This window comes from Corallococcus sp. AB049A (assembly GCF_003668885.1).
GTDB classification, from domain to species: Bacteria; Myxococcota; Myxococcia; order Myxococcales; family Myxococcaceae; genus Corallococcus; species Corallococcus interemptor.
In genome coordinates this window covers 1-25,702 of the sequence record NZ_RAWL01000032.1, presented here as the reverse complement: position 1 = coordinate 25,702, position 25,702 = coordinate 1, and the positions used below count along the sequence as shown (strand labels likewise).

Annotated in this window: 22 protein-coding genes and 1 pseudogene; 17 read left to right on the top strand and 6 right to left on the bottom strand. The window is 69.1% G+C overall.

What is annotated here, in order from left to right; translation table 11 throughout:
* Positions 1 to 20: 20 nt before the first annotated feature.
* The 3 genes from D7X55_RS05750 to D7X55_RS05740 all read left to right on the top strand — a co-directional run bounded on the left by D7X55_RS05750 (position 21) and on the right by D7X55_RS05740 (position 4,150).
* The gene (locus D7X55_RS05750) at positions 21 to 1,979 is read left to right on the top strand and encodes a DUF4091 domain-containing protein (RefSeq protein ID WP_121722464.1); all 1,959 of its coding nucleotides are present in this window, start codon (positions 21 to 23) and stop codon (positions 1,977 to 1,979) included.
* Positions 1,980 to 2,216: 237 nt separating this feature from the next.
* Positions 2,217 to 2,741 carry a GNAT family N-acetyltransferase gene (locus D7X55_RS05745; RefSeq protein WP_120548758.1) on the top strand — a complete coding sequence of 175 codons (525 nt, stop codon included), beginning with the start codon at positions 2,217 to 2,219 and terminating at the stop codon, positions 2,739 to 2,741.
* Positions 2,742 to 2,920: 179 nt separating this feature from the next.
* Positions 2,921 to 4,150: an AAA family ATPase gene (locus D7X55_RS05740; protein ID WP_120548757.1), complete on the top strand. Its 1,230-nt coding sequence runs from the start codon at positions 2,921 to 2,923 to the stop codon at positions 4,148 to 4,150.
* A gap of 6 nt (positions 4,151 to 4,156) precedes the next feature.
* Here D7X55_RS05740 and D7X55_RS05735 read toward each other — a convergent pair whose 3' ends face one another.
* The 3 genes from D7X55_RS05735 to D7X55_RS05725 all read right to left on the bottom strand — a co-directional run bounded on the left by D7X55_RS05735 (position 4,157) and on the right by D7X55_RS05725 (position 7,484).
* Positions 4,157 to 4,903, bottom strand: a complete 747-nt coding sequence (locus D7X55_RS05735) for a hypothetical protein (protein WP_121722463.1) — start codon at positions 4,901 to 4,903, stop codon at positions 4,157 to 4,159.
* Positions 4,900 to 6,639 carry a PilZ domain-containing protein gene (locus tag D7X55_RS05730; protein WP_147470031.1) on the bottom strand — a complete coding sequence of 580 codons (1,740 nt, stop codon included), beginning with the start codon at positions 6,637 to 6,639 and terminating at the stop codon, positions 4,900 to 4,902. The genes D7X55_RS05735 and D7X55_RS05730 overlap by 4 nt, the downstream gene beginning before the upstream one ends.
* A 149-nt stretch (positions 6,640 to 6,788) precedes the next feature.
* Positions 6,789 to 7,484: a hypothetical protein gene (locus tag D7X55_RS05725; RefSeq protein WP_121722461.1), complete on the bottom strand. Its 696-nt coding sequence runs from the start codon at positions 7,482 to 7,484 to the stop codon at positions 6,789 to 6,791.
* A gap of 74 nt (positions 7,485 to 7,558) precedes the next feature.
* On the opposite strand from D7X55_RS05725, the gene D7X55_RS45305 reads away from it, so the two are divergent.
* The 10 genes from D7X55_RS45305 to D7X55_RS05680 all read left to right on the top strand — a co-directional run bounded on the left by D7X55_RS45305 (position 7,559) and on the right by D7X55_RS05680 (position 17,578).
* Entirely contained in the window at positions 7,559 to 7,687 is a 129-nt protein-coding gene (locus D7X55_RS45305) for a hypothetical protein (protein WP_255424951.1), read from the top strand.
* Positions 7,688 to 7,846: 159 nt separating this feature from the next.
* A complete protein-coding gene (locus D7X55_RS05720; protein WP_121722460.1) occupies positions 7,847 to 8,287 on the top strand; it encodes a hypothetical protein in 441 nt (146 codons plus the stop codon).
* Positions 8,288 to 8,470: 183 nt separating this feature from the next.
* Complete coding sequence (gene mmsA, locus D7X55_RS05715; protein WP_121722459.1) at positions 8,471 to 9,955, top strand: CoA-acylating methylmalonate-semialdehyde dehydrogenase; 1,485 nt, start codon at positions 8,471 to 8,473, stop codon at positions 9,953 to 9,955.
* Between the two features lie 70 nt (positions 9,956 to 10,025).
* Positions 10,026 to 11,279, top strand: coding sequence for a GTP cyclohydrolase II (locus tag D7X55_RS05710; protein ID WP_121722458.1), 1,254 nt, complete (start codon positions 10,026 to 10,028; stop codon positions 11,277 to 11,279).
* Positions 11,272 to 12,480: a URC4/urg3 family protein gene (locus tag D7X55_RS05705; RefSeq protein WP_121722457.1), complete on the top strand. Its 1,209-nt coding sequence runs from the start codon at positions 11,272 to 11,274 to the stop codon at positions 12,478 to 12,480. Before D7X55_RS05710 ends, D7X55_RS05705 begins: the two co-directional genes overlap by 8 nt.
* A gap of 25 nt (positions 12,481 to 12,505) precedes the next feature.
* On the top strand, positions 12,506 to 13,141 hold the full coding sequence (gene upp, locus D7X55_RS05700; RefSeq protein WP_120548749.1) for a uracil phosphoribosyltransferase: 636 nt from the start codon (positions 12,506 to 12,508) through the stop codon (positions 13,139 to 13,141).
* A gap of 56 nt (positions 13,142 to 13,197) precedes the next feature.
* Entirely contained in the window at positions 13,198 to 13,971 is a 774-nt protein-coding gene (locus D7X55_RS05695) for a serine protease (RefSeq protein ID WP_158626323.1), read from the top strand.
* A gap of 107 nt (positions 13,972 to 14,078) precedes the next feature.
* A complete protein-coding gene (locus tag D7X55_RS05690; protein WP_120548747.1) occupies positions 14,079 to 15,482 on the top strand; it encodes a hypothetical protein in 1,404 nt (467 codons plus the stop codon).
* A gap of 63 nt (positions 15,483 to 15,545) precedes the next feature.
* Positions 15,546 to 16,304, top strand: a complete 759-nt coding sequence (locus D7X55_RS05685) for a class I SAM-dependent methyltransferase (protein WP_120548746.1) — start codon at positions 15,546 to 15,548, stop codon at positions 16,302 to 16,304.
* Complete coding sequence (locus D7X55_RS05680) at positions 16,304 to 17,578, top strand: CapA family protein (protein WP_121722455.1); 1,275 nt, start codon at positions 16,304 to 16,306, stop codon at positions 17,576 to 17,578. The genes D7X55_RS05685 and D7X55_RS05680 overlap by 1 nt, the downstream gene beginning before the upstream one ends.
* On the opposite strand, the gene yjjJ is transcribed toward D7X55_RS05680, so the two are convergent.
* Positions 17,563 to 18,888, bottom strand: coding sequence for a type II toxin-antitoxin system HipA family toxin YjjJ (gene yjjJ / locus D7X55_RS05675; RefSeq protein WP_120548744.1), 1,326 nt, complete (start codon positions 18,886 to 18,888; stop codon positions 17,563 to 17,565). The two genes, D7X55_RS05680 and yjjJ, sit on opposite strands and share 16 nt — an antisense overlap.
* Positions 18,889 to 19,505: 617 nt before the next feature.
* Here yjjJ and D7X55_RS45725 point away from each other — a divergent pair.
* The 3 genes and pseudogenes from D7X55_RS45725 to D7X55_RS05665 form a co-directional block, all read left to right on the top strand.
* A pseudogene (locus tag D7X55_RS45725) lies at positions 19,506 to 19,670 on the top strand (carbonic anhydrase); the annotation flags it as partial.
* The gene (locus D7X55_RS45720) at positions 19,594 to 20,034 is read left to right on the top strand and encodes a carbonic anhydrase (protein WP_368666500.1); all 441 of its coding nucleotides are present in this window, start codon (positions 19,594 to 19,596) and stop codon (positions 20,032 to 20,034) included. The pseudogene D7X55_RS45725 and the gene D7X55_RS45720, both read left to right, overlap by 77 nt.
* Entirely contained in the window at positions 19,989 to 22,280 is a 2,292-nt protein-coding gene (locus D7X55_RS05665; RefSeq protein ID WP_121722454.1) for a membrane dipeptidase, read from the top strand. The genes D7X55_RS45720 and D7X55_RS05665 overlap by 46 nt, the downstream gene beginning before the upstream one ends.
* Positions 22,281 to 22,287: 7 nt before the next feature.
* On the opposite strand, the gene D7X55_RS05660 is transcribed toward D7X55_RS05665, so the two are convergent.
* Positions 22,288 to 23,574, bottom strand: a complete 1,287-nt coding sequence (locus D7X55_RS05660) for a chloride channel protein (protein WP_121722453.1) — start codon at positions 23,572 to 23,574, stop codon at positions 22,288 to 22,290.
* A gap of 227 nt (positions 23,575 to 23,801) precedes the next feature.
* Here D7X55_RS05660 and D7X55_RS05655 point away from each other — a divergent pair, with 227 nt between their 5' ends.
* Positions 23,802 to 24,887 (top strand): SGNH/GDSL hydrolase family protein, encoded by a 1,086-nt coding sequence (locus D7X55_RS05655; RefSeq protein WP_120548741.1) that lies wholly within the window; start codon positions 23,802 to 23,804, stop codon positions 24,885 to 24,887.
* A 551-nt stretch (positions 24,888 to 25,438) separates the two neighbouring features.
* On the opposite strand, the gene D7X55_RS44535 is transcribed toward D7X55_RS05655, so the two are convergent.
* Positions 25,439 to 25,702 (bottom strand): hypothetical protein (locus D7X55_RS44535; protein ID WP_233609620.1); only part of this gene is annotated, 264 nt, incomplete at its 5' end.

Below are 25,702 nucleotides of genomic sequence, written 5' to 3'. Positions count from 1 at the left end.
CGGGTCGCGTTGGTCTCTTCATGCCTTCGATTCGACCGTTCCTTGCCGCGCTGTTGTCGCTGACCGTGGGCCTGCCGGTGTTCGCGGCCGGGCCCGCCGTGTGGGGCGAGGGGATGATGGTGAAGGTGCGGCCGGGGACCGCCGCAAGGAGCGCCACCGAGGTGCGCCTCACCGCCGCGCGCAACGAGTTCGTCTCCTTCCAGGTGGCCCTGCACGGAGGTGACACGGGGCTCGAGGGCGTGCGCGCGAAGCTGCCCGCGCTGGAGGGGCCCGCTACGCTGAAGGGTCCGGACGTGACGCTGTACCGCGAGGCGCTGGTCACCACGAAGCAGGCATCGGTGGCGGGAGAGCCGGTGGGCGCGTGGCCGGACGGGCTGGTGCCGGACACGGATGAGATCGCCGGTGAGACGCGGAGCGCCTTTCCCTTCGACGTGCCGGCGAAGGAGGCGCGAGCCCTCTGGGTGGACGTGCACGTGCCCGCCGGCGCGCCGCCCGGCGACTACGTGGGGACGGTGATGGTGGAGGCGGACGGAGGCTTCCAGCGGCAGGTGACGGCGAGGCTGACGGTGGTGGACGCGGCGCTGCCGAGCACGTCCTCGCTGTCCTCGGCGTTCCTGCTCTGGCCGCCGCACGTGTGCCGGGCGCACACGGGCCGCGAGGACTGCACGCCGGAGGAGCTGCAGCCGCTGCTCGCGCGCTACCAGCGGATGGCCTTGGAGCACCGCTTCACGCTGTCCAGCCTCTTCCCGCGCAAGCCGTGGCCGCCGGAGTGGAGCGGCTTCGACGCGACGTGGGGACCGTACCTGGAGGGCACGGCGCCCAACCGGTTGCAGGGCGCGCGGATGACGAGCCTGGAGTACGTGGGTCCGCTCGACGCGGCGAACCTGAAGAACTTCACGGCGCACATGAAGGCGAAGGGCTGGCTGGACCGCGCCTATGTGCAGCTGGGGGACGAACCGCCCTACGGCACGACCTTCCCGCAGGTGCACGCGAACGGAGACCTGGTGCGCCAGGCGGCGCCCGGGCTGCGCACGATGCTGACGACGAACTCGCGCGAGCTGAGGGCCAACACGCTGGAGGACCAGGTGGACGTGGCGGTGCCACTGGTGAACCACCTGGACGGAACGGAAGCGAGCTTCCGGGGCGACCAGCGCGGGACGTACACGGACTTCCTGAAGCGTCCGGGAACTGAATTGTGGATGTATCAGAGCTGCATGAGCCACGGCTGTGCGTATGGGACCAACGCGCCGGAGAACAAGCCGGGCGCGGGCTGGCCGTCGTACATGCTGGACCGGTCGGCGGCGAAGGCGCGAGCGATGGAGTGGGTGACGTTCCTGCAGGGCGCGACGGGCGAGCTCTACTACCAGACGGTGGGCATGCTCTCCACGGCGTGGGAGGACCAGTACCGCTTCAACGGCAACGGGGACGGGACGCTCTTCTATCCGGGCACGCCGAAAGCCATTGGAGGAAAGACAGACGTGCCGGTGGCGTCGCTGCGGCTCAAGCTCATCCGTCAGGGCATGCAGGACTACGAATGGCTCAAGGCGGTGAGTGACGCGGGAGACCCGGACTACGCGCGCAAGGTGGCCAGGGACCTGATCCCCGCCGCGTCGCGGGTAACGGACGACGGCGCCGCGTTCGACGCGGCAAGGCTCAAGCTCATCCAGCGCTACGAAGAGCTGACCGCCACTCCGACGCCGGACGCGGGAACGCAGCAGCCGGATGCAGGCACGCAGACGTCGACGGACGGAGGCACGCTGCCCCTGCCGGAGGAGGCCGCGGGAGGACCGTCGAGGGGCTCGCCCGGCTCCAGCTCCGATGTGGCACCGGACGCGGTGGCCGACGCCCAGGCAGGAGGCTGCACCACGGGCGGCGGTGGCACGGCAGCGGTCGCGGGAGGCCTGTTGTTCGCGGGCTGGGCGCTCGGAGGCATGCGCCGTCAGCGAGCCCGCGTGACCGTACCCGCGCGGAAGAAGTAGCCACAGGGACGGCAGGCGAATCGCGCACGCCTGCCGCAACGCGCCAGGAAGGGGCCTCCCTGCCGGAGGCACACCGCGAAAACCTGTCCGACAGTCGGACAGGTTTTGGAGCATCGCGTCCCGGGCGCCCGGTCGGGGTCGCCAGGTCGGACCCATGTCGGACAGGGGAGGTACAACCCTGGCTGCCTGCCTGGAAGCGCCGCTCAAGGTCCGCGCCGTCATGCTAGAGGGCGGCGCATGAGCACGGACGTGGTGAAGCGAGCCGTCATCCGCGAGGCGCGGCCCGAGGACGACCAGGCGATTGGCGAGCTGTTGGTGGAGGCCTACGTCACGCAGTACGCGAAGAAGCTGCCGGAGGTCGTCTACTCCGCCGAGCGCAAGGCGTTCCTGCGCGACGTCGCCTCCCGGCGCAAGGTGTGCACCATGCTGGTGGCGGAGGTGGACGGAGAGGTCGCCGGCACCGTGGCCCTGTACCCGCCCGAAGCGCCCGGCACCGAAGCCTGGCTGCCCCGCACGGCGGACCTGCGCGCCCTGGCCACCTCGGTGCGCTACCACGGCCAGGGCCTGGCCCAGCCGCTGCTGGCGGAGGCGGAGGTCCTCGCGAAGCGCTGGGGCGTGGACGCCATCTCCCTCCACGTCCGCCGGGGCGCGGAGGGCGTCGCGCGCATGTACCAGCGCCGCGGCTACCAGCGGACGCCGGAAGGCGACATGGACCGCCTCCCGGACGTGTTCCTGGAGGCGTACCTGCTGCCCCTGAAGTGACGCATGTCAGGCGGGAACGCGTTCAACCGTGGAGAGCGCATCCCGTCTGACGCCGGAGGGTCCGCGAACGCTCGCATGACCCGGGCACCGGAGGGGATCGCGCGCCGGAGTCGTGGCGTGCGTCCTGCCCCGGAAGGGGCGCCGGTCGGTACGCCGACCCCCCACCCGGTGTTCCCATCATGATGATTCCCATTCCCGAGCAGTCGCTCGTGTTGCTCCTGGGCCCCTCCGGCTCCGGCAAGTCCACCCTCGCCAACGCGCACTTCCTCCCGGAAGACGTGCTGCCCGGCACGGGCAATGAAACCAGGCTCCACGAAGAGGTGGCGCGAAGGCTCGCGAAGGGCACGCTCACCGTCATCGACGGAGTGCCCCTGAGCGCCGAGTCGCGCCGCCACTACGTCACCCTGGCGCGCGAGCACCACGTCGCCCTGGTCGCGGTGGCCCTGGACACGCCGGAGGCGCTCTGTCTGGAGCGAAACCGCACGCGCACCGGTGCGCACGCCAGTCCCAAGGCCCTGCGCAACCAGGTGCAGCAGCTCCAGAACGCGCTGAAGGGGCTGACGAAGGAAGGCATCCGGCACGTGCACGTGCTCACGCCGGAAGCCGTCGGAGCGGTGGCCTTCGAGCACCGCCCGCTGCCCAGCCGCCGCCACGACGAGCACGGCCCCTTCGACATCATCGGAGACATCCACGGCTGCTTCACGGAGCTGCGGTCCCTGCTGACGGAGCTGGGCTACACGGTCGCGCCGCGAGCGGACGGAAGCCCCGGCTTCGACGTGGCCACGCCCGCCGGCCGCAAGGTCGTCTTCCTGGGCGACCTGGTGGACCGCGGTCCCGGCGTGACGGACGTGCTGCGCCTGGTGATGGGCATGGTCGAGGCAGGCACGGCGCTGTGCGTGCCGGGCAACCACGAGTTCAAGCTGCTCAAGAAGCTGCGTGGCAAGGACGTGCGCGTGGGGCGCGGCCTCGCGATGACGCTGGAGCAGCTGGAGCGAGAGCCGCCCGGGTTCTCCCAGGCGGTCGCCGACTTCATCGAGGCCCGCTCGCCGCACTACGTCCTGGACGACGGCCGCCTGGTGGTCGCGCACGCGGGCCTGAAGGCGCCCATGCACGGCCGGGACACCCCGGAGGTGCGTGACTTCGCCCTCTACGGAGAAACCACGGGCGAAGCGGACGCCTACGGCCTGCCGGTGCGAGCCGACTGGGCCCGCGACTACCAGGGGCAGGCCATGGTCGTGTACGGCCACACCCCCGTGCCGGAGTCCGAGTGGGTGAACAACACCGTCTGCGTGGACACGGGCTGTGTCTTCGGAGGCAAGCTGACCGCGCTGCGCTATCCGGAGCGTGAGTTCGTCTCCGTGCCCGCGCAGCGCGAATACTGGGCCTCACGGAGCCACGCGGCCCCGTGAGGCTGCTCAGGCCGCCACCGCCGTGACGCCCTCCAGGCTCCGGCGCGCGGCGTCCATGCAGTCCGCCAGGAAGCGCAGGTAGCAATCCAGCCCGCGCGAACCGAACGACGCCAGCCGCGGGCCCTCCTGGGGGTGGGTGCCCAGAAGCCCCTCCATCATCCGCTCATTGAGCGCGGTGTGGCCCACGTCCACCTCCGCGTGCTCTCGCAGGAAGGTGAGCGAGTCCAGCGTCTCCTGTCCCACCACTTCGCGCACGCGCGCCAGGATGCGCGGCACCAGCACCACCGCCAGGTAGCCCACCTCGTACTCGATGGCCGCCTGGCCCAGCGGCAGGTCGCCGGTGATGGCCTCGTCGTGCACCTGCCGGTACTCGCGCATCGCGGCCGTGGGCGCCTGGGCCACCAGCGCATCCGCGTCCAGCTTCCGCGAGTGGCCCGCGTTCCACCGCGCCGTCAGCACGCGCGCGTCCGCGATGGTCATCAGGTGGTGGCCGGCCTCGTGCTTCGCGTGGGTGATGAGCTGACGGCCCACCTTCTCCTGCCCCAGCGCGATGCAGCGCTCACCCGCGCCACGGATCCACCCGTCCACGGGCTCGGTCATGTACGCGCCCCGGGCGGACCACTCGATGAGGAAGCGCGCCATCAGGTCCGGCGAGATGTCCGGCGACAGGAGTTCGCGCACGACGGGCTCCGTGTCCAGGCGGGCGCGGGTGGGCAGGGCGTGCGGCAGGTAGTGCGTCTGGATGAGGGTCATGACAGTTCCTTCTGGGGGTGGAAGTGCGGACGGGGGGCCGTCTGCTCGTGGATGTGTTCAAGGAATCCGGAAGCGAGGTCCGAGGGGATGAGCCACAGGGCGGGCTTCGCGTCGGGCGCCGCGTCGTGCAGGCCCGCGGCCTCCACGTCGCCGGGCTCCTCGGCCAGGAAGGTGAAGACGTCGCGGAAGCGCTGCGCGAACCAGCTGCGCGCGCCGTCCATCAGCGCCGGGTAGGCCAGCCGCGCTCGCGGTGACAGCGCGAACAGCCGCACGGAGTCCAGCAGCCCGAAGGGATTGGTCCCCGGCGGCCCCGACTCCAGGATGGCCACGGCCACCGGCTTCGCGCCTTCCCGGGCGACCAGCAGGTGCCGCTCACGCTCCAGGCCCACCGCCTGCCACGCCCGCGTCACGTCCCGCAGGTCCAGCGTGTCCAGGCGCAGGTCCAGCGCCTCGGCGTAGGGGGCAGGGCGGGTGAGGGCGATGCGCTCCACCAAGAGCCGCCGCTCCTCCTCCGTCGCGGGCCCCAGCTCCAGGCCTGGCACGGACGAAGCCGGCGCATCGCCGCACTCGACGTCAATCATTCGCATGGGCAACAGCAGCGTCCGGCCCGTCGCCGCCATGCGCTCGGCGAACCCAACGTGCGAGCGATACGTGAAGGGCACGGTGGATTCGACGTACGCCGCGAACCACCGGAACCCGGGGTCCCGCTGCGCGTGCTCCACGCAGTGCGCGTACAGGTCGCGCAACATCTGGCCCTTGAGGCGCTCGAACCGCGTGGCGTCCTGACGCCGCGCCAGCTGGTGCACCATCCACACGGAGCGGTAGGGCTTCATCGTGGAGAGGGTCGCCTCCACGCCGCGCTCGGAAGGCCACACCACCTCGGTGAGGACCGAGCCCATCGAACCGGCCCGGCGGCCCAGCTCGATGAAGCTCCGCCGCCGCGACTCGAAGTCCTCCACGGACCGGCCCGCCAGGTTGAAGTAGCCGGAGTCGATGAACAGCCGCCACTGCTCCTCCACCCGCGCGCCGTCGGTGCACGTCGTCGGGTGGAGCGCCCGGGCCACCAATGCCTGCCATCGCTCCGTGTCCATGGAGGTCAGCGGCGTCACGAGCAGCCCGCACTGGAGCTCCCCATCCGCGCGGTCCGACACATGGCGCACCTCCCCGCGCAGCGACAGGACCTCACCCGCCGCCGTGCGCAGCTCGATGGGCTGGAGCACGCGGCCCGGTGACAGGCGTTCCCCGGCCCCCAGCCGCAGCGCCATCCCATGCAGGGACACGTCCACCGCGTCGCGCTCCCGGCCCAGCCAGCCCGGCAATGGCAGACGCAAGCGCAGGTCCGGAGGCGCGGGAGCACGCCGGTGGGCCCGGCGGCGCAGCTGGAGCAACTGACGCGGCAGTGGCGTTACCCACGTCCCAGGCTCCGCGGGCTCACCGGACAGGAGCATCCGGTAGACGCAGCCATGGCCGAACACCTCCACCTCCCACGCATTCGTGCCTGGATCCACCGTCAGCCCGGACCAGTGGAGGACTCCGCTTTCCAGCTCCAGCGTCTCCAGCCGCAGCGGCGACGACGCGCTCCCCCGTCGCAAGAGGGCGGGAGAGCCCAGCGCGGCGGCGGTGGCGAGGATGATGCGGATGCGCTCGGAGTCGGTGATGTCCCACCGGATCTCCCATTCCAGGACCGGTGCCTCGGACAACGGGCGCAGCTGTGCGCGAGCGAAAGGCGCTCCCACGGTGACTCTCCAGATGAATGACGTCGGGGGGTGCGCGAATCACCCGGGACTGCCGTGGATCCGCGCTTGAAATGGATACGCAACCAGACCCTGGGGCTGGTCGTTCCATTCCGCCGGAAGCCCTCATCATCCAGAGGTCACGGGTGGGTTTACTTCGATGGAGCCGGCCCCGGCGTACCCCCCGTGAGGCGGAAGATCCGGTGGGGAGAAAGGACGAACTTCCGCTCCGGGCCCTGGGTGCGCAGGGTCCACGCCGCGCGCTGGGGCAGGGTGTTGAGCAGCCTCGCCAGTACGACCCGGGCGGGCTCCCGGGTCACGGCTTCCAGGGTGACCCGGGTCTCCAGCCGCAGTCCGGTCGTCTTCCCCAGCTCGACCTGCGCGCCGCTCTGCTTTGTCACCTCCGCGCAGAGGCGTTGCAGCACCTCTCCCAGGGGGCGCTCCTGACGGGGCAGGGTGATGGGGGTCTCCAGCGGAGAGCCCTGCTCGGGGGTGATGTGCCAGAGCCCTCCGGCCTGCACCAGCCGGAAGCGAGGAGCGTCCTTCCCGGCCTGTCGCGCGAGCAGTCGCGTGAGGACCTCCTCCTGGAGCTTCGAATCCGTCCGGGTGGCATCCGTGACGGTATAGGTCAGGAGGATGGCCCCCTTCGGCGAGGGCTGGCCGGGCGGCTCCTCATAGGTGATGCCCCACCCCTCGCGGGTCTCCAGCTGCTTCACCGCGGCGGCGAGCGGCTGGGGCACGTCCTGGACGCTGAGCTGGACCTCCTCGCTCCAGACAGTCCTCCCGGCAAGGCAGACAGACAGCAGCATGGCGGCGCGAATCCCAGACTTCATGATGGACAGGGGCATGGCCTGACTCCTTTGGAGTGAAATCTTTAGCATTGCCAATGAAGCGATTGCTGACTGTCGTTGCCTCGATGTGCATGCTGCTGGGTTCCACGACCGCCCTCGCGGAGGACTCGGGGCCGGCGCTCCGGAGCGGGACGTCCTCCCGCGAAGCGCTCCTGGAGGACATCGAGCCCTGCGCGGACTCGTGGTCCATCGCGGACTGAGGCCGCGCTTCCCGGCCACCCGGAGTGCGTCCGCCGGACACTTCCCCCTCACGCCAAGGCACTGAAAACAAGAAACCTCCTGGGTCTCATGTGACAGGAGGGTGCCCCCGGGGTGGGAAACGTGCGGACGCCCCGAGTCGGGCTTACCCTGCGAGGCCCATGTCCCTCCGCAAGGACTTCATCGAGCGCGCCGTCGAGCAGTTCGTCGCCGCCATCGCCAGCATCCTCAAGGCCCGGAAGGAGAAGCGGTACGGGGACGCACGCAACTACATCCGCGAGACGGCGCTCACCGTGCTGGGCATGGAGTACGGCGCGCTCACCCTCGCGGACGCCGAGTCCACCTCGCGCCTGCTCGGCACCGCCTCGCGCACGCGAATGCTCGCGAAGCTGGTGCGCGAGGACGGCGAGTTGATGCGCGAGCAGGGAGATCCGCTCACCGCCGACTCACGCTTCCTCCTGTCGCTGGAGCTGTACCTGGAGGCCATCTCGCTCGGCCTCAACCCGGACACCGAGGACGCCACCGCCATCGCGGAGCTGCGCGCCCTCACGGACACCACCACCCTGTCGGAGCGGCACCAGCGGATGCTCTCCCAGGCCTGACGAAGCGCGGCGCGCACGTCCGCGCACCCAAGCATCGGTCGGGTTTGCGACACAGCAACCTGGGGAGATCCATCGCTTCCGATCAAGCGAGGGCACGGTGACGCCCCCCGCCTTGCCCTGGCTTCCGGCTTTGCGTCTATCCTTGCCGGCCAATTCGTCACGCAACACCGGGGGGGTGCGCGCGTGTCCTTTGTTCGGTTACCCGAGAGCGTCGTCTCTTGTCGCAACCTCGTGGGCGGAGAGTGGGTCTCTCCGGCCGGAGCGTCCGCGCAGGAGGTCCGCAGTCCCTACACAGGCACGCTCATCGGCCGGGTGCCGCTGACGCCCGCCTCCGGTGTCGCCCAGGCGGTGGAGGCCGCGAAGGCCGCCGCGCCGGGCTGGCGAGCCACCCCGCTGCGAGAGCGCACCCAATTCCTGCAACGCTTCCGCGCGCTGCTCGAAACCCACCTGGAACGCCTCGCGCACCTGGCCGCGAGCGAATCCGGCAAGACCGTGGCGGAGGGGCGCGCGGGCCTGCTCAAGGGAATCGAGGTCTGTGATTTCGCCCTGTCGCTGCAGAACCTGGACAGCGGCGCGCACCTGGAGGTGAGCCGCGGCGTCACCTGCGAATACCGCCGCGAGCCCCTGGGCGTCGTCGCCGGCATCACGCCCTTCAACTTCCCCGCGATGGTGCCCCTGTGGCTGTTCCCCATCGCCGTCACCGTGGGCAACGCCTTCATCCTCAAGCCGTCGGAGAAGGTGCCGCTCACCGCGACCGCGCTGGGTGAGCTGATGGTGGAGGCCGGCTATCCGCCCGGCGTCTTCTCCGTCGTGCACGGCGCGAAGCCCGCGGTGGACGCGCTGTTGGAGCACCCGGACGTGAAGGCGCTGGCCTTCGTGGGTTCATCCCCGGTCGCACGGCACGTCTACGTGGAGGGCAGCCGCCACGGCAAGCGCGTGCTGGCGCTGGGCGGCGCGAAGAACCACCTCATCGTCGTGCCGGACGCGGATCCGGAGCTCACGCCGCAAGCGGTGGTGGACTCGTTCACTGGCTGCGCGGGCCAGCGCTGCATGGCGGCCAGCGTGATGCTCGCGGTGGGGGACGTGCAGCCGCTGGTGGACGACATCCTCCGGCGCGCCTCGCGCCTGGAGGCCGGCCCGGGCATGGGAGCGCTCATCGGCCGGGGCGCGGTGGACCGGCTGGAGACGGCCATCGCCAGGGCCCAGGCGGACGGAGCGCGCGTGCTGCTGGACGGGCGCGGCAAGCGCCCCGCGGGCGAGGCCTACGCGAACGGCCACTGGCTGGGGCCCACGGTGCTGGACCACGTGCGCCCGGACATGGAGGCCGCGCGGCGCGAGCTGTTCGGCCCGGTGCTGTCCATCGTGCGGGTGCCCACGCTGTCGGCGGCGCTCGCGGTGGAGAACGCGTCGCCCTATGGGAACGCGGCGTCCATCTTCACCACCAACGGCGCGGTGGCCCAGTCGGTGGTGGAGGGCGCCCGGGCCGGCATGGTGGGCGTGAACGTGGGCGTACCGGTGCCGCGTGAGCCCTTCTCCTTCGGGGGGACGGGCGAATCGAAGTTCGGCCACGGGGACATCACCGGCCCGTCGAGCCTCGACTTCTGGAGCCAGTTGAAGAAGGTGACGCGCAAGTGGTCCGCGCGCACCGACGGCTCCTGGATGAGCTGACGAAACGCCGCTTCGCCCCATCCGCAGACGTCTGTCCTTTCCCACGCGCCCCGCGAGGAGGGTGCACGCCATGGCTGACAAGAAGCCGGTCAATCACATCCGTCTTACGTCCCATCCCGATGGTCAGGCCCCCGGAGTCCCCCTTCGCTGGGGGGAATCGGAGCCGCTGCGCCGGGGTCCGGTGGTGGCCACGCTCTCCGACCCCGCGAACCGCAACGTCATCGGCACGCACTCGGGCGCGTACTCCATCTACCGCGCGCTGGCGGTGTCCGCGGGCAAGCTGCCGCAGGACCACAAGGCGGACCTGACCAACACCTCGCCCGCGGCGCAGGTGGGGCCGTATCCGCAGTGGAGCGACCCCAAGCGCATCGTGTCGCTGGACCCCTGGGGCGCGGTGGCCTCGCAGGTGTTCCGCGCCTACGCCGAGCAGGGCGTGGACTACCGGCCCACCATCGCCGTCACCCGGGCCCACATCAACATGCCGGAGGTGCGCGAGGCCATCGCCTCCGGGCGCCTCAAGGTGGACGGCGACCTGGTGGCGGCCAACGGGGACGTGAAGGTGGTGAAGGCCGCGGTGGAGCCCGTCTGGTACCTGCCTGGCATCGCCGAGCGCTTCGGCCTCACGGAGGGCGCGCTGCGCCGCGGCCTCTTCGAGCACACCGGAGGCATGTACCCGGAGCTCATCACCCGCCCGGACCTGCACGTCTTCCTGCCGCCCATCGGCGGGCTGACGCTGTATGTGTTTGGGAACATCGCCTCGCTGGCGGACCGGGACGTGCCGCTGGCGGCGCGGGTGCATGACGAGTGCAACGGCTCGGACGTCTTCGGCAGCGACATCTGCACCTGCCGGCCCTACCTGGTGCACGGCATCGAGGAGGGCGTGCGGATGGCGCAGCAGGGCGGGGTGGGGCTCATCGTCTACCACCGCAAGGAGGGCCGCGCGCTGGGCGAGGTCACCAAGTTCCTCGTCTACAACGCGCGCAAGCGCCAGGAGGGCGGAGACTCCGCGGCCACGTACTTCCACCGCACGGAGTGCGTGGCGGGCGTGCAGGACATGCGCTTCCAGGAGCTGATGCCGGACGTGCTGCACTGGCTGGGCATCACGCGCATCCACCGCTTCATCTCCATGAGCGACATGAAGCACGACGCCATCGTGCGCTCGGGCATTGAAATCCTCGAACGCGTCCCCATCCCGGACGGGCTGATTCCGGCCGACGCCAGGGTGGAGATGGAGGCGAAGAAGGCGGCGGGCTACTTCACGCGCGGGCCGGTGGCGGACGCGGGGGCGCTGGCACAGGTGAAGGGACGGGACCTCGATGCTTGACGCGATCCGGGTGCAGGAGGTGTCCCCCACGGTGGCGTGGCTGCGCAGCCCGGCGGCCATCCGTGAGCGCTGTCACCAGGTGTTGGACCTGGGGCTCGCCGGACGTCTGGAGTACTTCCGGGTGGAACCGTCCCGGCTGCCCACGGTGGTGGACCGGGTGCTGGCGGTGACGCACGAGGCGTACCCCCGGCTGGACATCCCGGTGCACAGCCGCTGGAGGCACTTCGACGCGGGAGGCGTGCCCAGGCTCGCGCAGCTGGATGCGAGGCTGGCCTCCCTGCCGCCGCAGGAGCGCGCGCGGGCGAAGGTGGACCTGGGCGTGGTGAGCGTGCTCCTGGACGCGGGCAGCGGACCGGCGTGGCGCTACCAGGAGACCGGGGGCGCGTCGTACGTGCGCTCGGAGGGGCTGGCGGTGGCGTCGCTGCGCATGTTCATGGCGGGCGCCTTCTCCTCCGACCCGGACCGGCCGCTGCGCGCGGACGCGGAGGCGCTGGGCCGCATGACGCGCGAGCAGTTGGAGCGAGGCTTCCAGGTGTCGGAGTCCAACCCGCTGCTCGGGGTGGAGGGCCGGCTGCATCTGTTGCAGGCGCTGTCGCGGGTGCTGCCCAGGCCGGGCACGCTGTTCGACATGCTGGCCGCGCACCGCCGCAGCGTGAGGGCCGCGGAGGTGCTGGGCACGGTGCTGGAGGTGCTGGGCCCCATCTGGCCGGGGCGCACGACGGTGGACGGCGTGAACCTGGGGGACGTGTGGCCGCATCCAGCGCTCGGGCCGCCGGGGAGCGCGGATGCGCTGGTGCCCTTCCACAAGTTGTCCCAGTGGTTGGCGTACTCGCTGGTGGAGCCCTTGGCGGAAGCGGGGGTGACGGTGACGGAGCTGGACGCGCTCACCGGTCTGCCGGAGTACCGCAACGGAGGCCTCTTCGTGGACCTGGGGGTGCTGGTGCCGCAGGACCCGCGCCTGACGACGGAGGCCTTCGCCCCGGGAGATCCGCCCATCGTGGAGTGGCGGGCGCTGACGGTGGCGCTGCTGGACCGCGTGGCCGCGCTGGTGCGGGGGCGTCTGGAATTGAGCGCGGAGGAGCTGCCTTTGGCGAAGGTGCTCCAGGGCGGCACGTGGACGGCGGGTCGCCGGGTGGCGGCGGAGCTGCGCCCTGGAGGCGTGCCCCCCATCCGGATCCGCAGTGACGGCACGGTGTTCTGAAACACGAATCCAAACAGGAGGACGCATGGACTTCCCGAACTGCACGGTGGTGGATCACCCGCTGGTGAAGCACAAGCTGACGGTGATGCGCAGGACGGACACGAGCACGGCGGCCTTCCGGGCGCTGCTGGAGGAGATCTCCCTCCTGCTCGGGTACGAGGCGCTGCGGGACCTGAAGCTGCGCGAGGAGGAGATCCAAACGCCCATGGCGCGCACCACGGGCTGGGCGCTGGACGGCAAGAAGCTGGTGCTGGTGCCCATCCTGAGAGCGGGGCAGGGCATCCTGGACGGCCTGCTCCAGCTCGTCCCCTCCGCGCGAGTCGGCCACATCGGCCTCTACCGGGACCCGGAGTCCCTGAGCGCGGTGGAGTACTACTACCGCGTGCCCGCCAACCTGGAGGACCGCGACGTCATCGTCTGCGACCCGATGCTCGCGACGGGCAACTCCGCGGTGGCGGCGCTCCAGAGGGTGAAGCGAAGCCGCCCCGGCTCCTTGCGCTTCGTCTGCCTGCTCGCATGTCCGGAGGGCCTGACGAACCTGCGCGAGCACCACCCCGACGTGCGCGTCTACACCGCCGCCATCGACGAGAAGCTGGACTCACACGGCTACATCCTGCCGGGCCTGGGAGACGCGGGAGACCGCCTCTTCGGCACGAAGTAGGATAGTCCTGATTTGCCCGATTGACGGGGAGGCATGAATGATTCATGTCTCACCGCATGACGACACTCCGTTTCGCATCCGCGTTGGTGTCCCTGGGAGTCATCGCCTGTGGTGGGGCGCCGGACGAGGCGGACAGTCTGGGCGTCCAGACCCAGGAGATCATCGGCGGGGGCCTCGCGGCCCGGTACGAACTGCCCCACCAGGTGCGCCTCCACGTGTCGGGTGCGTTCACCTGCGGCGGCACACTCATCCGGGCCGGCTGGGTGGTGACGGCCGCCCACTGCGTCCAGGGCGTCACGCCCGCGTCCATGCGCGTCTACGCGGGAGACCTGCGGCTGGGCACGGTGGAGGTGGACGAGCAGTACCGCGCGGTGTCGCGCAAGGTGCTGCACCCGTCCTACGACGGGTCGGCCCACGACGTCGCGCTCCTCCAGCTCGCGCAGCCCTTCAACCTGTCCCAGGCCATACAGCCGCTGACGCTGCCGGACGCGCCCGCGCCCCTGGGAGCGCCGTACGTCGCGAGCGGCTGGGGCCGCACGCCCACGGCCCCCACCTCCGAAGCGCTCAAGCGCGTGAACCTGAGCATCACCTCCGCGGCCACCTGCCGCGACCTGGTGGGAAGCACCTTCGTCAGCGGCGCGATGCTGTGCACGGCGCCAAGCACCACCGCGAACGTCTGCACGCGGGATGACGGAGGCCCGCTGGCCTACAACGGCAAGCTGTATGGGATTACGAGCGACTTCGGCTCCAGCCAGTGCAACACGTTCTCCGTGTTCACCAACGTGGCCACGTACACGCCGTGGCTCCGTTCCGTCATCAACGGGACGTGATGCACTGAGCCAACGCTGTTTCACGCCTTGGCTCTTGAGAACCGGGAAAGACGGATTTAAACGTTGAGCGGTCTAAACGTTTTTATCCATTTCCCGGGAGTCCAGGCATGCGCGCGTCGTGGCGGTCCACCCTGATGGCGGTGATGTTGGGCGCGGTCTTCGCGGAGGGAGTCGCGGAAGCGGAGCCCGGTTCGCAGCGCTGGACGGAGAACCTCTCCGCCGGAACGGGCACGTCGGAGCTCGTGGGCACGCGGGACGGGCTGCTCTACGAACCCAACGCCGTGATGCGCCGCCCCGAAGGCCTGAGCCGGCTCACCGGCCTCTTCGAGTTCCCGGCCCGCAAGCTCGACCAGCCCGTGGACACCTTCCGTCCCCGGGTCCAGGCGACCGTGGGCATGGGGCAGTCCGTCGAAGTGGACGTGCGAGTGCGGATGCCCGGAGGCGCCTGGAGTGAATGGCGCACCGCCACCGGAGACGAAGCCGTGCACCTGCCCCGAGCGGGCACGGAGGTGCAGGTGCGCCTGGCGCTCGTCGCGGACGAGCGAGGCCGCGGCCCGGTGGTCCAGGAGGTCGCGCTGGAGGGCTGGAGCGAAGGCACGTCCGAGGAATCCCTCCAGACGCTCGCGCCGCTGACCTACCGCGTGTACGCCACCCGTGAAGGCCTGGTGGGCGGCACCACGGCGAACGGCCACGTCATCAAGAGCAACGACCGCTTCGTGGCGCTCCCGTCGCGGCGAGGCCTCGCGTCGAACGGAGGCTCCGAGTACCAGGTGCGCGTCTGCTATTCGAAGACAGCGAAGTGCACGACGGCGTCCGTCTGGGACGTGGGCCCCTGGAACACGAAGGACGACTACTGGAACCCGTCCAGCGTGCGCGAGATGTGGAAGACGCTGCCCCAGGGCAAGCCGGAGGCGCAGGCGGCCTACCAGGACAACTTCAACGGCGGCTTGGACCAGTTCGGCCGCCGGCCGGCGAACCCCGCGGGCATCGACCTCGCGGACGGGACGTTCTGGACGGACCTGGGCATGTCGAACAACGACTGGGTGGACGTGACGTACCTGTGGACGTCCGGCGGCGGTTCATCGACGGGGCTGGTCATCGACAGCAACAACGCGAACAACGACCAGACGAAGGGCTACATCCAGCTCACGGGCACCAGCTGGGCGTCCTCCACGAACGTGGCGGGCTACTACGGCACCAGCTACCTGGTGTCCCCGGGAGCGGCGGTGTCGGAGCCCGCGACGTTCTGGTTCTACCTGTCCGCGGCGGGAACGAAGACGGTGGACGCCTGGTGGACGGCGGCGACGGACCGCTCCACGGCGGCGCCCTTCATCGTCACGAACGCGTCCGGCACGCAGCTGGCGAACGTGAAGGTGAACCAGACCATCAACGGCGCGCGGTGGAACACGCTGGGCACGTGGAGCTTCCCGGCGGGGTGGAACAAGGTCCAGCTGAGCCGCTGGGTGACGGCGGGGACCTACGTGGTCGCGGACGCCATCCAGGTCCGCTAGGCCTCATGGACGCACGGGTTGTCCGGGCGGTAGAACGGTGACCCGTCTCCGAGGAAGCCATCCATGGCGTTGTTGCGCACCGTGATTCCGCCTCCCGTGGAGGAGCCGCACCTCTACACCGACCTCGCCTCCTGGTGGCCGCTGTTCTCGCCACCGGAGGAGTACGGCGAGGAGGCGGAGGACCTGCTCCCCATGCTGCACCCGGAGGACGGCCCGGCGCGCACGATGCTGGAGCTGGGGTCGGGCGGAGGGAGCCTGGCCTTCCACCTGAAGAAGCACTTCACGCTGACGCTGACGGACCGCTCGGCGGAGATGGTGGCGGTGAGCCGCAAGGTGAACCCGGAGTGCGAACACCGGGTCGGCGACATGCGCTCGCTGCGGCTGGGGCGCACGTTCGACCGGGTGATGGTGCACGACGCCATCATGTACGCGGTGGAGCGCGAGGACGCGCGAGCCACGGTCCACACGGCGGCGGCGCACTGCCGTCCGGGAGGCCGGGTGGTGCTGCTGCCGGACTGCGTGCGGGAGACCTTCGAGCCCCTCACCGAGTCCGGAGGCCACGACTCTCCGGACGGCCGGGGCATGCGTTATCTCATGTGGACCTGGGATCCGGATCCGGACGACGAGACGTTCGAGACCGCGTTCGCCTATCTGCTGCGCGAAGCGGACGGAACGGTGAGCATGTCGCAGGAGCGCCACCGCTTCGGCCTCTTCCGGCGTGACGACTGGCTGGAGTGGATGCGCGAGGCCGGCTGTCCCGCGACGACGCGCAGGGACCCCTGGAACCGGGAAGTCTTCATCGGAGTGCGGGAGCAGGACTGATGCGAGGGTGGGGGGCCTTGCTGTTGTTCATCCCGGTGTGGGGGATGGCCGCGCCCGCGCGAGTGGAGCTCGTCTTCGGCGGAGACGTGATTCCGCACGGCGAGGTGAAGTCGGCGGCGAAGGCCCACGCGCGCACGGGCAACCACGAAGGCTGGGACCACGTCTTCGGGCCATTGTCGGACGTGTTGCGCACGGCGGACGTGGGCGTGGTGAACCTGGAGACGCCCGTGACGGCCAACACCCAGGCCTTCACGAAGGAGCTGGTCTTCAACGCGCCCCCCGCGATGGCGCAGGCCCTGGTGAACGCCGGAGTGAAGGTGGTCTCCACGGGCAACAACCACGCAAGAGACCAACACGTGGAAGGCCTGGTGGAGACGCTGAAACACCTGGACGCGGCGGGGCTGCGCCACACGGGAACAGGAGCCACGAAGGACGCCGCCTGGGAGCCCGTGTTCCTGGAGGTGCGAGGCCTCAAGCTGGGCTTCCTCTCCTTCAGCAGGAGCCTGAACGGCTTCAGCAACCCGAAGGAAGCGGACGCGCCGCACGTGGCGCTGGTGCCCTATCCGGAGCACGCCTCGAGAAGGGGATTGAAGCCGGAGGAGGCCCTGGAGCGCGTGCGGTCCGCGGCGGCGAAGTGTGACGCGCTCTTCGTGCTGGGCCACTGGGGGCGCGAGTACACGGACACGCCGCATCCCCTGGACCGGGCCTTGGGGCAGTCCATCCTGGAAGCAGGAGCCTTCGCGGTCATCGGCCACCATCCGCACGTGCTGCAGCCCCTGGAGGCCTACACGACGAAGTCCGGGCGCCGGGGTTTCATCGCGTACTCCCTGGGCAACCTGGTGGCGAACCAGGCCCGCTTCTACCGGCACGTGAAGGGGCAACTGGGGAAGGACGGAGACAAAAGAGACAGCCTGCTCCTGAGAGTCGGACTGACCCGGGCGGAGCCCGGAGTCCCGGTGTCGCTGGGGGACGTTTCAATCCTGCCGGTCTGGATTGAGAACAACGCCCAGGGCCGCAAGGCGAAGGCGAAGCGAAACATCCAACCCGTGCTCATCGACCGTGAAATCGAAGAGGTCTCGCGAAGGTTGGCCGCGCTGACCCAGCGAACCGCCACCCCCGACAAGGCGGCCCGAGCCGAGAAGGCCGCCCTGGAGCAGCGTCTGACCAACGCCCGTTACCGCCGCGAACGCATCCTGAGGATGCTGCCCACGGAGTTCCAGGTGGCCACCCCGGAGCTGAGGCGAAGAGAGCTGACGGCTCAGACCGTGCCCTGAACCGGCACTCGGGCGATGAGTTCCTCGAGTTGTGCCCGGCAGGTCACGCAGCGCTGACGGAACTCCTCGCTGAGGTCCTGGGAGGCAATGAGCGTGTCCCAGTACGCCAGCGCATGGCGGGAGGCATCGGCCCAGACATCCACGGTGTGGGACGTCGGAGGCGCGGGCTCGAATGGTCGAGGGACAAGGTGCGTCCCACCCGCGGGGGCAAACACCATGGGCAGCATGTCGTAGATGGGAGCCAGTCTGAAACGCTTCGGGGCGTCCATGAAAAAGGAGATGTTTCCGTTGTGCCGGTCAGTGTTTCCGATGAGCTGACCGAAAGTATCCAGCCATCGGATCCTTCGATCATCCTCTTGTGTGATGAGCCCCTCGGCGAGAAGCCGTTGGGACACCGGGATCCATTTTCCGCCATCGCCGATGTGCTCATGGTCGATGGCGCCAAGCGATAGCAGGGGACGTCGGCCACGAGGGCCGACCCGGTCGAAGCGGTTGACCTCCAGAAAACGCTGGGCTCCCAGGGTGAACCATTCAGCTTCGGCGGCATCAAGACCGGCAGCGCGAACCGCTTCCAATGCGAGGTACTCGCATACCAACAGGTCACACCAGCGTTGGCCGGCGGTGCCACTGCTCGCATCCGCGAACTTCACGAGAACGTGCCGGCCCTGCGAGTAGCCGGCGAACTTTGGCTGCTCGCCTCCTGCCGACGAACCCGCACCTGCTGCGAGTTGATCAACTGCTCGCTGGGGATAGTCATCCCGGTTGATTGGTTGGGGAACGGAGTTGAGGAAGCGGTTCAGTGACTCTTCGCCAAGGATGAGGTTCCCCGTACAGTCATCACCACGCGCGCAGACCGCGAGGAAGACCTGATCGTCGGTCCATAGCTCGGGGCGGGAAGGAAGTGCCAGGTCCTGATGCCGCTGGAGGAACCCCTTACCCATGTAGCCCTGGGGTCTCATCTCCTCCGCGAAATGGGGGCGGCCCTCGAAATGCTGACCGGGGCCCATTCGGCGCTCCAACCATGCTCCCTGAGGCGATAGGAAGTGAAGGGTCCCTTCTGGATGCCAGTTGCCTGCTTCGTCGACTCGGTGAACGGGGACTTGGCTGCCCAGCGATGGGATGACTCGGGTCCGGTGGTACTTCGCTCCCCGGGTTCGCCCCATCCGGCAGACGTCGGCTCCCAGCGCCTTGAGCCAGCGAGACATGGTTTGCTGGGAAACCTTGAAATGCTCCTTTAGCGCCTCCGCCGAAACGGGCTGAATCCGCCGGATGACCTCAAGGAGCTGTGCAGAATCAGGGGCAGGGGCCATGAGTAGATACGTGAGTAGATAACCAGGGGTGCCCCGGGCTTCAACCTATTGATCTAACAGCTAAGGAGCCAGGGTAGACCCTCTTCAAGTGAGTAGATATCGCTCGGAGTTGTCCCCCTGGTCCTTCGGGTGCCTCTACCGTCTAAACCCCGGTCCTTCCCTGGCTCGTAGGTGGGGCAGCTCTATGGGTGGTCCCAAGGTACGAGGGAGGCGTTTACCGCACGGTAAACAAGCCTGTTCTCGCCATCTTGCCACTTGGCAAATCCGCGCCAGTACGCCGGGAAAGGAGCGACCAAGCAGGCAGCCGATGGCAGCTGTGGGTGGGTCCTTAGCAACTCATATTCGATTTACGACTTTACCTGGAAGGTGTGAGTTTATTGCCGGAGCTTGTTGCCCCGGAGGGGCACCCGGGCCCACGTCTCGCGGCGTACACCCCACCCCAGGTCGGCCCCGCATGACTCCTCTTCTTCGCACCGCTGCGGCAGTCGCACTGCTGGGCATCACCATGCCCGCGCTCGCCGGGGACCCGCATCCGTCCCACCCCGCCGTGAAGTCCCGAAGCGCCGCCGGTCACCCTCCACCGGCTGGAGCAGGGCAACCTACGCTTCACCAAGTGCGTGGCGCGCCACCCCGCGCAGACCATCGCTGTGCGCAGCGCACTCGCCAACGAGCAGCACCCGCACGCCATCGTCGTCACCTGCGGCGATTCGCGAGTGCCCCCAGAACTCGTCTTCGACCAGGGCCTCGGCGAGCTCTTCCTCGTGCGCGAGGCAGGCAACGAGCTGGAGCCCTCGTCATCGCCAGCATATCGAGTACGGCGTCGCCAACCTGGGTGTGCGCCTCATCGTCATCATGGGCCACGAGTCCTGCGGCGCCGTGAATGCGGGCCTCACCATCCCGGACGGCCAGAGCACCGGCTCGCCCAACCTCGACGCGCTCGTCTCCGCAATCTCTTGCTGGACACCGGGCACGTGGAGTTCTGGCCCAAGGAGGGGCTCGTCCCCACCGCGACCGTGCCCTGAACACACTCTGGGACACCGCGTCTTGCACGCGGTGTCCGGGCTGAAGCATGTGAACGCTCCCCTCATCCTGGAGCGTTCGTGTCCCATCCCCTCCCATGGTTCCGCTGGAGCCCCCTGGCCCTGACGCTGGCGGCCGCTCTCTCCTGTGCCCCCACCGAGGACCCACAGCCCACCACCCAGAAGCAGGGCGTGGACGTGCCGGGCTTCGCGGAGCTCCACCACCACATGTTCGCCGAGGAGGCCTTCGGAGGCGGCTGGTTCCACGGCGGCGTCAACGGCTCGCTCGACACCTGTGACGGAGGCTGGCCCGAGAGCGACCACGCCCGCGTCCGCATGGACCTGAGCGGCCTGCTCAACCTCTGCCCCAACTCGGGCGGAGTGGACCTGAGCGGAGCCCCCATCCTGTCCCAGCTCTTCGGAGTCGCGGGAGCGGTGGGCTCGGAGTTCATCGGCAAGATTGAAGGAACCGAAGGGGACACCGGCCTGCACATGGGCCGCCGCCAGCCCGGCACGGAGTGGCCCCGCTGGGACACCATCGCCCACCAGCAGTCCTGGGGCGGCTGGCTCAAGCAGGCGCACGAAGGAGGCATGTCGCTGGTGGTGGTCTCCGCCGTGAGCAACGGCTTCCTCTGCGAAGCGCTGCCTCCGCAGAACCGCAAGCGCGCCTGCGACGAGATGACGGACGTGGAGCTCCAGCTCCAGATGGCCCACGCCTTCGACGCGGCCAATGACTGGGTGGAGATCGCCCTGTCGCCCGCGGACGCAAGGCGGATCATCTCGCAGGGCAGGCTCGCCATGGTCCTCTCCATCGAGACCAGCAAGCTCTTCGGCGCGAAGGACTGGAGAGCGGAGCTCAACCGCTTCCACGCGCTGGGCGTGCGCACGCTCCAGCCCGTGCACCAGCTGGACAACCGCTTCGGCGGAGCGGCCCTGCACAACGTCATTTTCCAGGCCGCGCAGTTCCTGGAGAACTGCCACATCGACACCGACTGCGGAGCCACCGCAGCCGGCTTCACGTTGGGCTTCGACGTGGACGCCCAGTGCCGCAACGTGAAGGGCCTCACCGCGGACGGCCAGCAGCTCCTCCAGGCCATGATGGACAAGGGCATGCTCATCGACCTGGCGCACCTGTCGGAGAAGGGCGTGCGGGACGCGTACGCCGTCTCCCAGGCGAACCGCTACTACCCGCTCTTCATCAGCCACGGCCACTTCCGCGAGGTGATGAACGGCAAGCTCGCCCAGAACGAGAAGACCACCCCCGCCTGGGTGGTGCAGATGCTGCGCCGCACGGGAGGCATGTTCGGCCTGCGCACCGCGCACGACGAGACGCGCACGTACACGCCCGCGAACATCGCCAACGACTGCCAGGGCTCCAGCCGCTCCTTCGCCCAGGCCTACGAATTCGGCCGTCAGGGCCTCAAGGTCCCCATGGCCTTCGGCGCGGACTTCAACGGCTTCATCCAGCAGACGCGGCCCCGCTTCGGTCCCAACGGCGCATGCTCCGCGGGCTTCCAGGCGGAGGCGGACGCGCAGGCCCACCAGCAGGAGCTGGAGGCACCGGGCCGGCTGGGCACGCCGTTCGACGAACAGGGCTTGGCCCACGTAGGCCTCCTGCCGGACCTGCTCCAGGACGTGCGTAACCTGGGCGCGGACACCACGCCGCTGGACCGCTCGGCGGAGCTGTTCATCCGCATGTGGGAGCGCACCGCGAGCACCGCGCGCAACGGCAGCATGGCGGATCCCGCGTTGGACATCGACACGGCGGGCATCGCGCCGTGGGTGCCGCCGGAGGAGCGTGAGAAGGCGTACCCCACCGTCTGTGGCAAGGCCTACGCGCCGGACTCCAAGACGCTGGGCCAGGGCTGCCGATTCGACGACGAGTGCCAGAGCGAGCAGTGCACCTCCGTGCTCTGCGCGACCTTCGACGGACGCTGCGTCTGCAATGACGACGGTGACTGCGGCTCCTCCCGCTACTGCCAGAACGACATCCCGGCCAACCCCGGCGACAACGACTGCGTGGACCGCAAGACGGACGGAACGTCCTGCAGCCGCGACGGCCAGTGTCTCTCTGGAGCCTGCGGAGGCTGCTTCAACGCGGTGGGCTGGTGCTACACGCCGCGCTCCAAGGCCTACGGCCAGACGTGCAAGTCGGACCGCGAGTGCACCACCGACCGCTGCAGCGCGGACTGCTACGTGAACCCCACGGGCAGCTGCCTCTGCGACAGCGACTCGCACTGCGGAGCGAACCAGTTCTGCGGCTGGGGGCTCAACTCCGGCAAGTGCATCAACAAGCGAAGCCGGGGCGCGGCCTGCTCCAGTGATAGGGAGTGCGCCTCCGGCACCTGCCGCTGGTCCTTCACCTGCAAGTAGCGCCCGCTCAGCGAGGCGCCTCGGGTTCCTTCCGGGGCGCCTCATGCAGGTCGCGCAGCGCGACGATGCGGTCCAACAGCGGCCCGCCCAGCTTCCTCCGGGCAATGCGCTGCGACGGATAGATGCCCCGGTGCCCGGTGAGCAGGTACGCCACCGAGGCGACGATGGCCACGTGAGGCAGCACGGAGGCCCCCACCAGCTCCACCGCCATCAACGACAGCGCGAGCGGCGTATTGGCCGCCGCCGCGAACAGCGCCGCCATGCCCACCGCCGCGCCCAGGTCCACCGGCAGTCCCAACAGCCGCGCGAGCACATTGCCCAGCGTCGCCCCGATGAAGAACAGCGGCGTCACCTCACCGCCCATGAACCCCGCCCCCAGCGTCACCACGGTGAACACGAGCTTCCACGCGAAGGCGCCCCAGGGCAGGGACGCGTCCTCGAACGCGCGCACGATGCCGGGCACGCCCAGGCCCAGGTAGTCGCTGGTGCCCGCGAGCTGCCAGAGCCCCACCACGCCCAGTCCGCCCAGGGCCATGCGCACGGGCAGCCACGGCACCCGGCGCTCCAGGACGCGCTTCAGCCCATGGGTGCCCTCGATGAACGCCACCGCCACGCCCGCGATCCCCACCGCGAACACCAGCCACCTGCCCAGCACGGGCAGCGTCAGCGCCAGCGCTTGAGGCACCGGGTACAGGGTGTGATGGATACCCAGCCCGCGAGTCACCAGGTCCCCCACGACAGCCGCGGTGAGCGCGGGCAGGAGCGCCTCGTAGCCCAGCCGGCCCACGCACACGACCTCCAGCCCGAACACCGTGCCCGCCAGCGGAGTGCCGAACACCGAACCGAAGCCACCCGCGATGCCCGCCGCCAGCAGCTCGCGCCGCGTGTCCGGCGACACCCGGAAGCGCCAGGCAATCTGGTCCGCCAGGCTCGCGCCCATCTGCACCGCGGTGCCCTCGCGCCCCGCGCTCCCGCCAAACAGGTGCGTGAGCACCGTGCCCAGCAGCACCATGGGCGCCATGCGCAGGGGAATCACCGCGTCGCCCGCGTGCACCGTGTCCAGCACCAGATTGTTGCCGCTCCGGATGGACGCACCCCACCGGCCATACACCGCGCCCACGACGAGCCCCGCCACCGGGAGCGCGTACACCAGCCACTCATGCGCCAGCCGGAACTCCGTGGCCGCTTCCAGGAGCGCCAGGAACACCGCGGACGCCACGCCGCACACGCCCCCCACGATGGCGCCCAGCAGCAGCCACTGCCCCAGGGCTCGGGCACTCCCGGAGAAATTCATGGGCGCAATGTATCCGTGAAACAACGCGTCAACCGGAAGCGCTGCGTCAGCAAGGGGCGCGCACCGGCTTCTATCTGACGCACCGTGGCGGAATTCATGTTCAACATGGAATACATATTGCGATGTGAATTCGGGTCTGAGGAGTGATTCCTGAATCAAAGCCGTGTACCGTGCGCGGCCTCTCCCCATCCCCGGGGCGGGAATCCCCTACCTCTTCAGGAGCCGGTATGTCCGTTCGTCGCAGCGGGCTGTCCCTCGCCGCCGTCCTCGCCGCCACCACCCTCAGTGGCACCGCGATGGCCAGCACCATCAACCAGAACACGTCGTGGACCATCAACCGCTCGGCGTCGCAGACGTACCGCGTGGTGGCCTACGGCGACTCCATCTTCGCCGGCTACAACGGCGGCATCGGCAGCGTCGCGCGCCGTGCGGCCCCGGTGGTGGAGGGCGAGTACGCGGCGAAGAAGTGGGGCACGAACGTGGAGGTCATCCGCCGCACGAAGTCCGGTGCGAAGGCGGACGACATCTACAACAACAAGATCGTCTCCGAGCGCTCCTACATGCAGGACTCCCGCACGCGCGTCGTGATGTTCGAGATGTGCGGCAACGACTACCTGCAGGCCCGCAGCGCGTTCACCGACCAGACGGGGACGTGCAACTACAGCGGCCTGCAGAACGCGCTGGCGGCCTGCACCACGTACATGGAGCGGGCGATGCAGACCATCAACCAGTACGCGACCACCGCGAAGGTGAAGGTCATCTCGAACATCTATTACCCCGGCTATGACGCGGACAACGTGCTGACGGCCTGCACGGACTCGGCGACGGGGCAGAAGGTGAACAAGCAGCAGTACTTCCTGCCGCTGCTGGCGCGCAGCAACTGGCGCGCCTGCAACCTGGCGGCGAAGTACGGCTTCAAGTGCGCGGACGCCTTCGCGGAAATGATGGCCTCCGACTACGACCGCAACGGCGACGGCCAGATTGACTCCGCGGCCATCGCGTACCGCGCCGGCGAGACCGAGGACGCCTACGTCCAGCGCATCAGCGTCACCCTGCGTGGCACGCTGCGCGACGCGAACGGCCACCTGGCCAACAGCAGCACCAGCTACGACTACATCCAGTCGGACAACACGCACCCGACGTACACGGGCTCCACTATCAGCGTGAACATCTTCTCCGGTTCCGGCTCCGGCTCCGGCGCGCCGACCTACACGGACGGCCAGGTCGTCAACGGCAAGAACCCGGACTGGAACAAGTTCGGCCACGAGCGCATGGGCTACAGCATCTCCACGTTCGACCCCGCGACGCCGTGACGTGAAGTAGGACGGCATCCGTAGGGAGAAAGGGCCTCCGACCTGTCACCGGGTCGGGGGCCTTGTCGCGTCCGGGCCTGGGAGAGGAGCGCCAGGCAGCCAGGCCCCTCTTCTTTGGGACACAAATGATCAGGCCCGGGTCAACCAAGTGTTTGACGTCGTCGGCCCGAAGCGTTAGAGACTGGACCCCCCGCGACGAACCGTCGGCCTCCGGGCCTCGGAAAGTCAGCGGGGGGGAAGAAAAGGGTCGACGAATCCTGTTGATCCCGAACGCGGCGAAGAGGTAGAAGCCGCGCCCCTCGCTTCGAAGCCCGCGCACTGGCGCGGAAGGCACTTCGGAGGGAGAGCAGCACCGACAACGAAATAGGGCAGTCAACGAGCGGGTTGACAGCGAACGCGGCGAAGAGATAGAAGCCGCGCCCCACCGAAGAAGCAAGCGTCTGACAGGCAACACGACGGACGCAAAGCGGTGAAGGAAGCTGACAGCAAGCGGTTGACAGGGAACGCGGCGCTGAAGTAGAAGCCGCTCTCCTTCGAAAAATCGGCGGAAGTCACTGGACGGCGCCGAGGAACTTCGAAGCAGCCCGCAGCCCGCAGGACGCAAAAGCGAAGTTGACGCTGACTGCGAACTGAAATAGAAGCTGCAACCCCGCCGGTTGAAGAGAAACCGGCAAGCAACAAAGTCGCAACAAGCGGCTCGGTCTTTGAAAACCAAATAGCAAGCCCAAGCAGTAATGGATTGCGGAAACCGCAGTCAATTTTTTGAGGGCATCTTCACCTTCAAGAGCAGCGCTGAAAAGCGCAGCGAGAAGGGA

Bases quoted from the DNA above. Each gene is read 5' to 3' on its own strand.
- D7X55_RS05750 (WP_121722464.1), top strand. From the start codon at position 21: ATGCCTTCGATTCGACCGTTCCTTGCCGCGCTGTTGTCGCTGACCGTG.
- D7X55_RS05655 (WP_120548741.1), top strand. From the start codon at position 23,802: ATGTCCGTTCGTCGCAGCGGGCTGTCCCTCGCCGCCGTCCTCGCCGCC.
- D7X55_RS05710 (WP_121722458.1), top strand. From the start codon at position 10,026: ATGGCTGACAAGAAGCCGGTCAATCACATCCGTCTTACGTCCCATCCC.
- D7X55_RS05745 (WP_120548758.1), top strand. From the start codon at position 2,217: ATGAGCACGGACGTGGTGAAGCGAGCCGTCATCCGCGAGGCGCGGCCC.
- D7X55_RS05720 (WP_121722460.1), top strand. From the start codon at position 7,847: ATGTCCCTCCGCAAGGACTTCATCGAGCGCGCCGTCGAGCAGTTCGTC.
- D7X55_RS05660 (WP_121722453.1), bottom strand. From the start codon at position 23,574: ATGAATTTCTCCGGGAGTGCCCGAGCCCTGGGGCAGTGGCTGCTGCTG.
- D7X55_RS05690 (WP_120548747.1), top strand. From the start codon at position 14,079: ATGCGCGCGTCGTGGCGGTCCACCCTGATGGCGGTGATGTTGGGCGCG.
- D7X55_RS05705 (WP_121722457.1), top strand. From the start codon at position 11,272: ATGCTTGACGCGATCCGGGTGCAGGAGGTGTCCCCCACGGTGGCGTGG.
- D7X55_RS05680 (WP_121722455.1), top strand. From the start codon at position 16,304: ATGCGAGGGTGGGGGGCCTTGCTGTTGTTCATCCCGGTGTGGGGGATG.
- D7X55_RS05740 (WP_120548757.1), top strand. From the start codon at position 2,921: ATGATGATTCCCATTCCCGAGCAGTCGCTCGTGTTGCTCCTGGGCCCC.
- D7X55_RS45305 (WP_255424951.1), top strand. From the start codon at position 7,559: ATGCTGCTGGGTTCCACGACCGCCCTCGCGGAGGACTCGGGGCCGGCG.
- yjjJ (WP_120548744.1), bottom strand. From the start codon at position 18,888: ATGGCCCCTGCCCCTGATTCTGCACAGCTCCTTGAGGTCATCCGGCGG.
- D7X55_RS05725 (WP_121722461.1), bottom strand. From the start codon at position 7,484: ATGCCCCTGTCCATCATGAAGTCTGGGATTCGCGCCGCCATGCTGCTG.
- D7X55_RS05695 (WP_158626323.1), top strand. From the start codon at position 13,198: ATGACGACACTCCGTTTCGCATCCGCGTTGGTGTCCCTGGGAGTCATC.
- D7X55_RS05685 (WP_120548746.1), top strand. From the start codon at position 15,546: ATGGCGTTGTTGCGCACCGTGATTCCGCCTCCCGTGGAGGAGCCGCAC.
- upp (WP_120548749.1), top strand. From the start codon at position 12,506: ATGGACTTCCCGAACTGCACGGTGGTGGATCACCCGCTGGTGAAGCAC.
- D7X55_RS05735 (WP_121722463.1), bottom strand. From the start codon at position 4,903: ATGACCCTCATCCAGACGCACTACCTGCCGCACGCCCTGCCCACCCGC.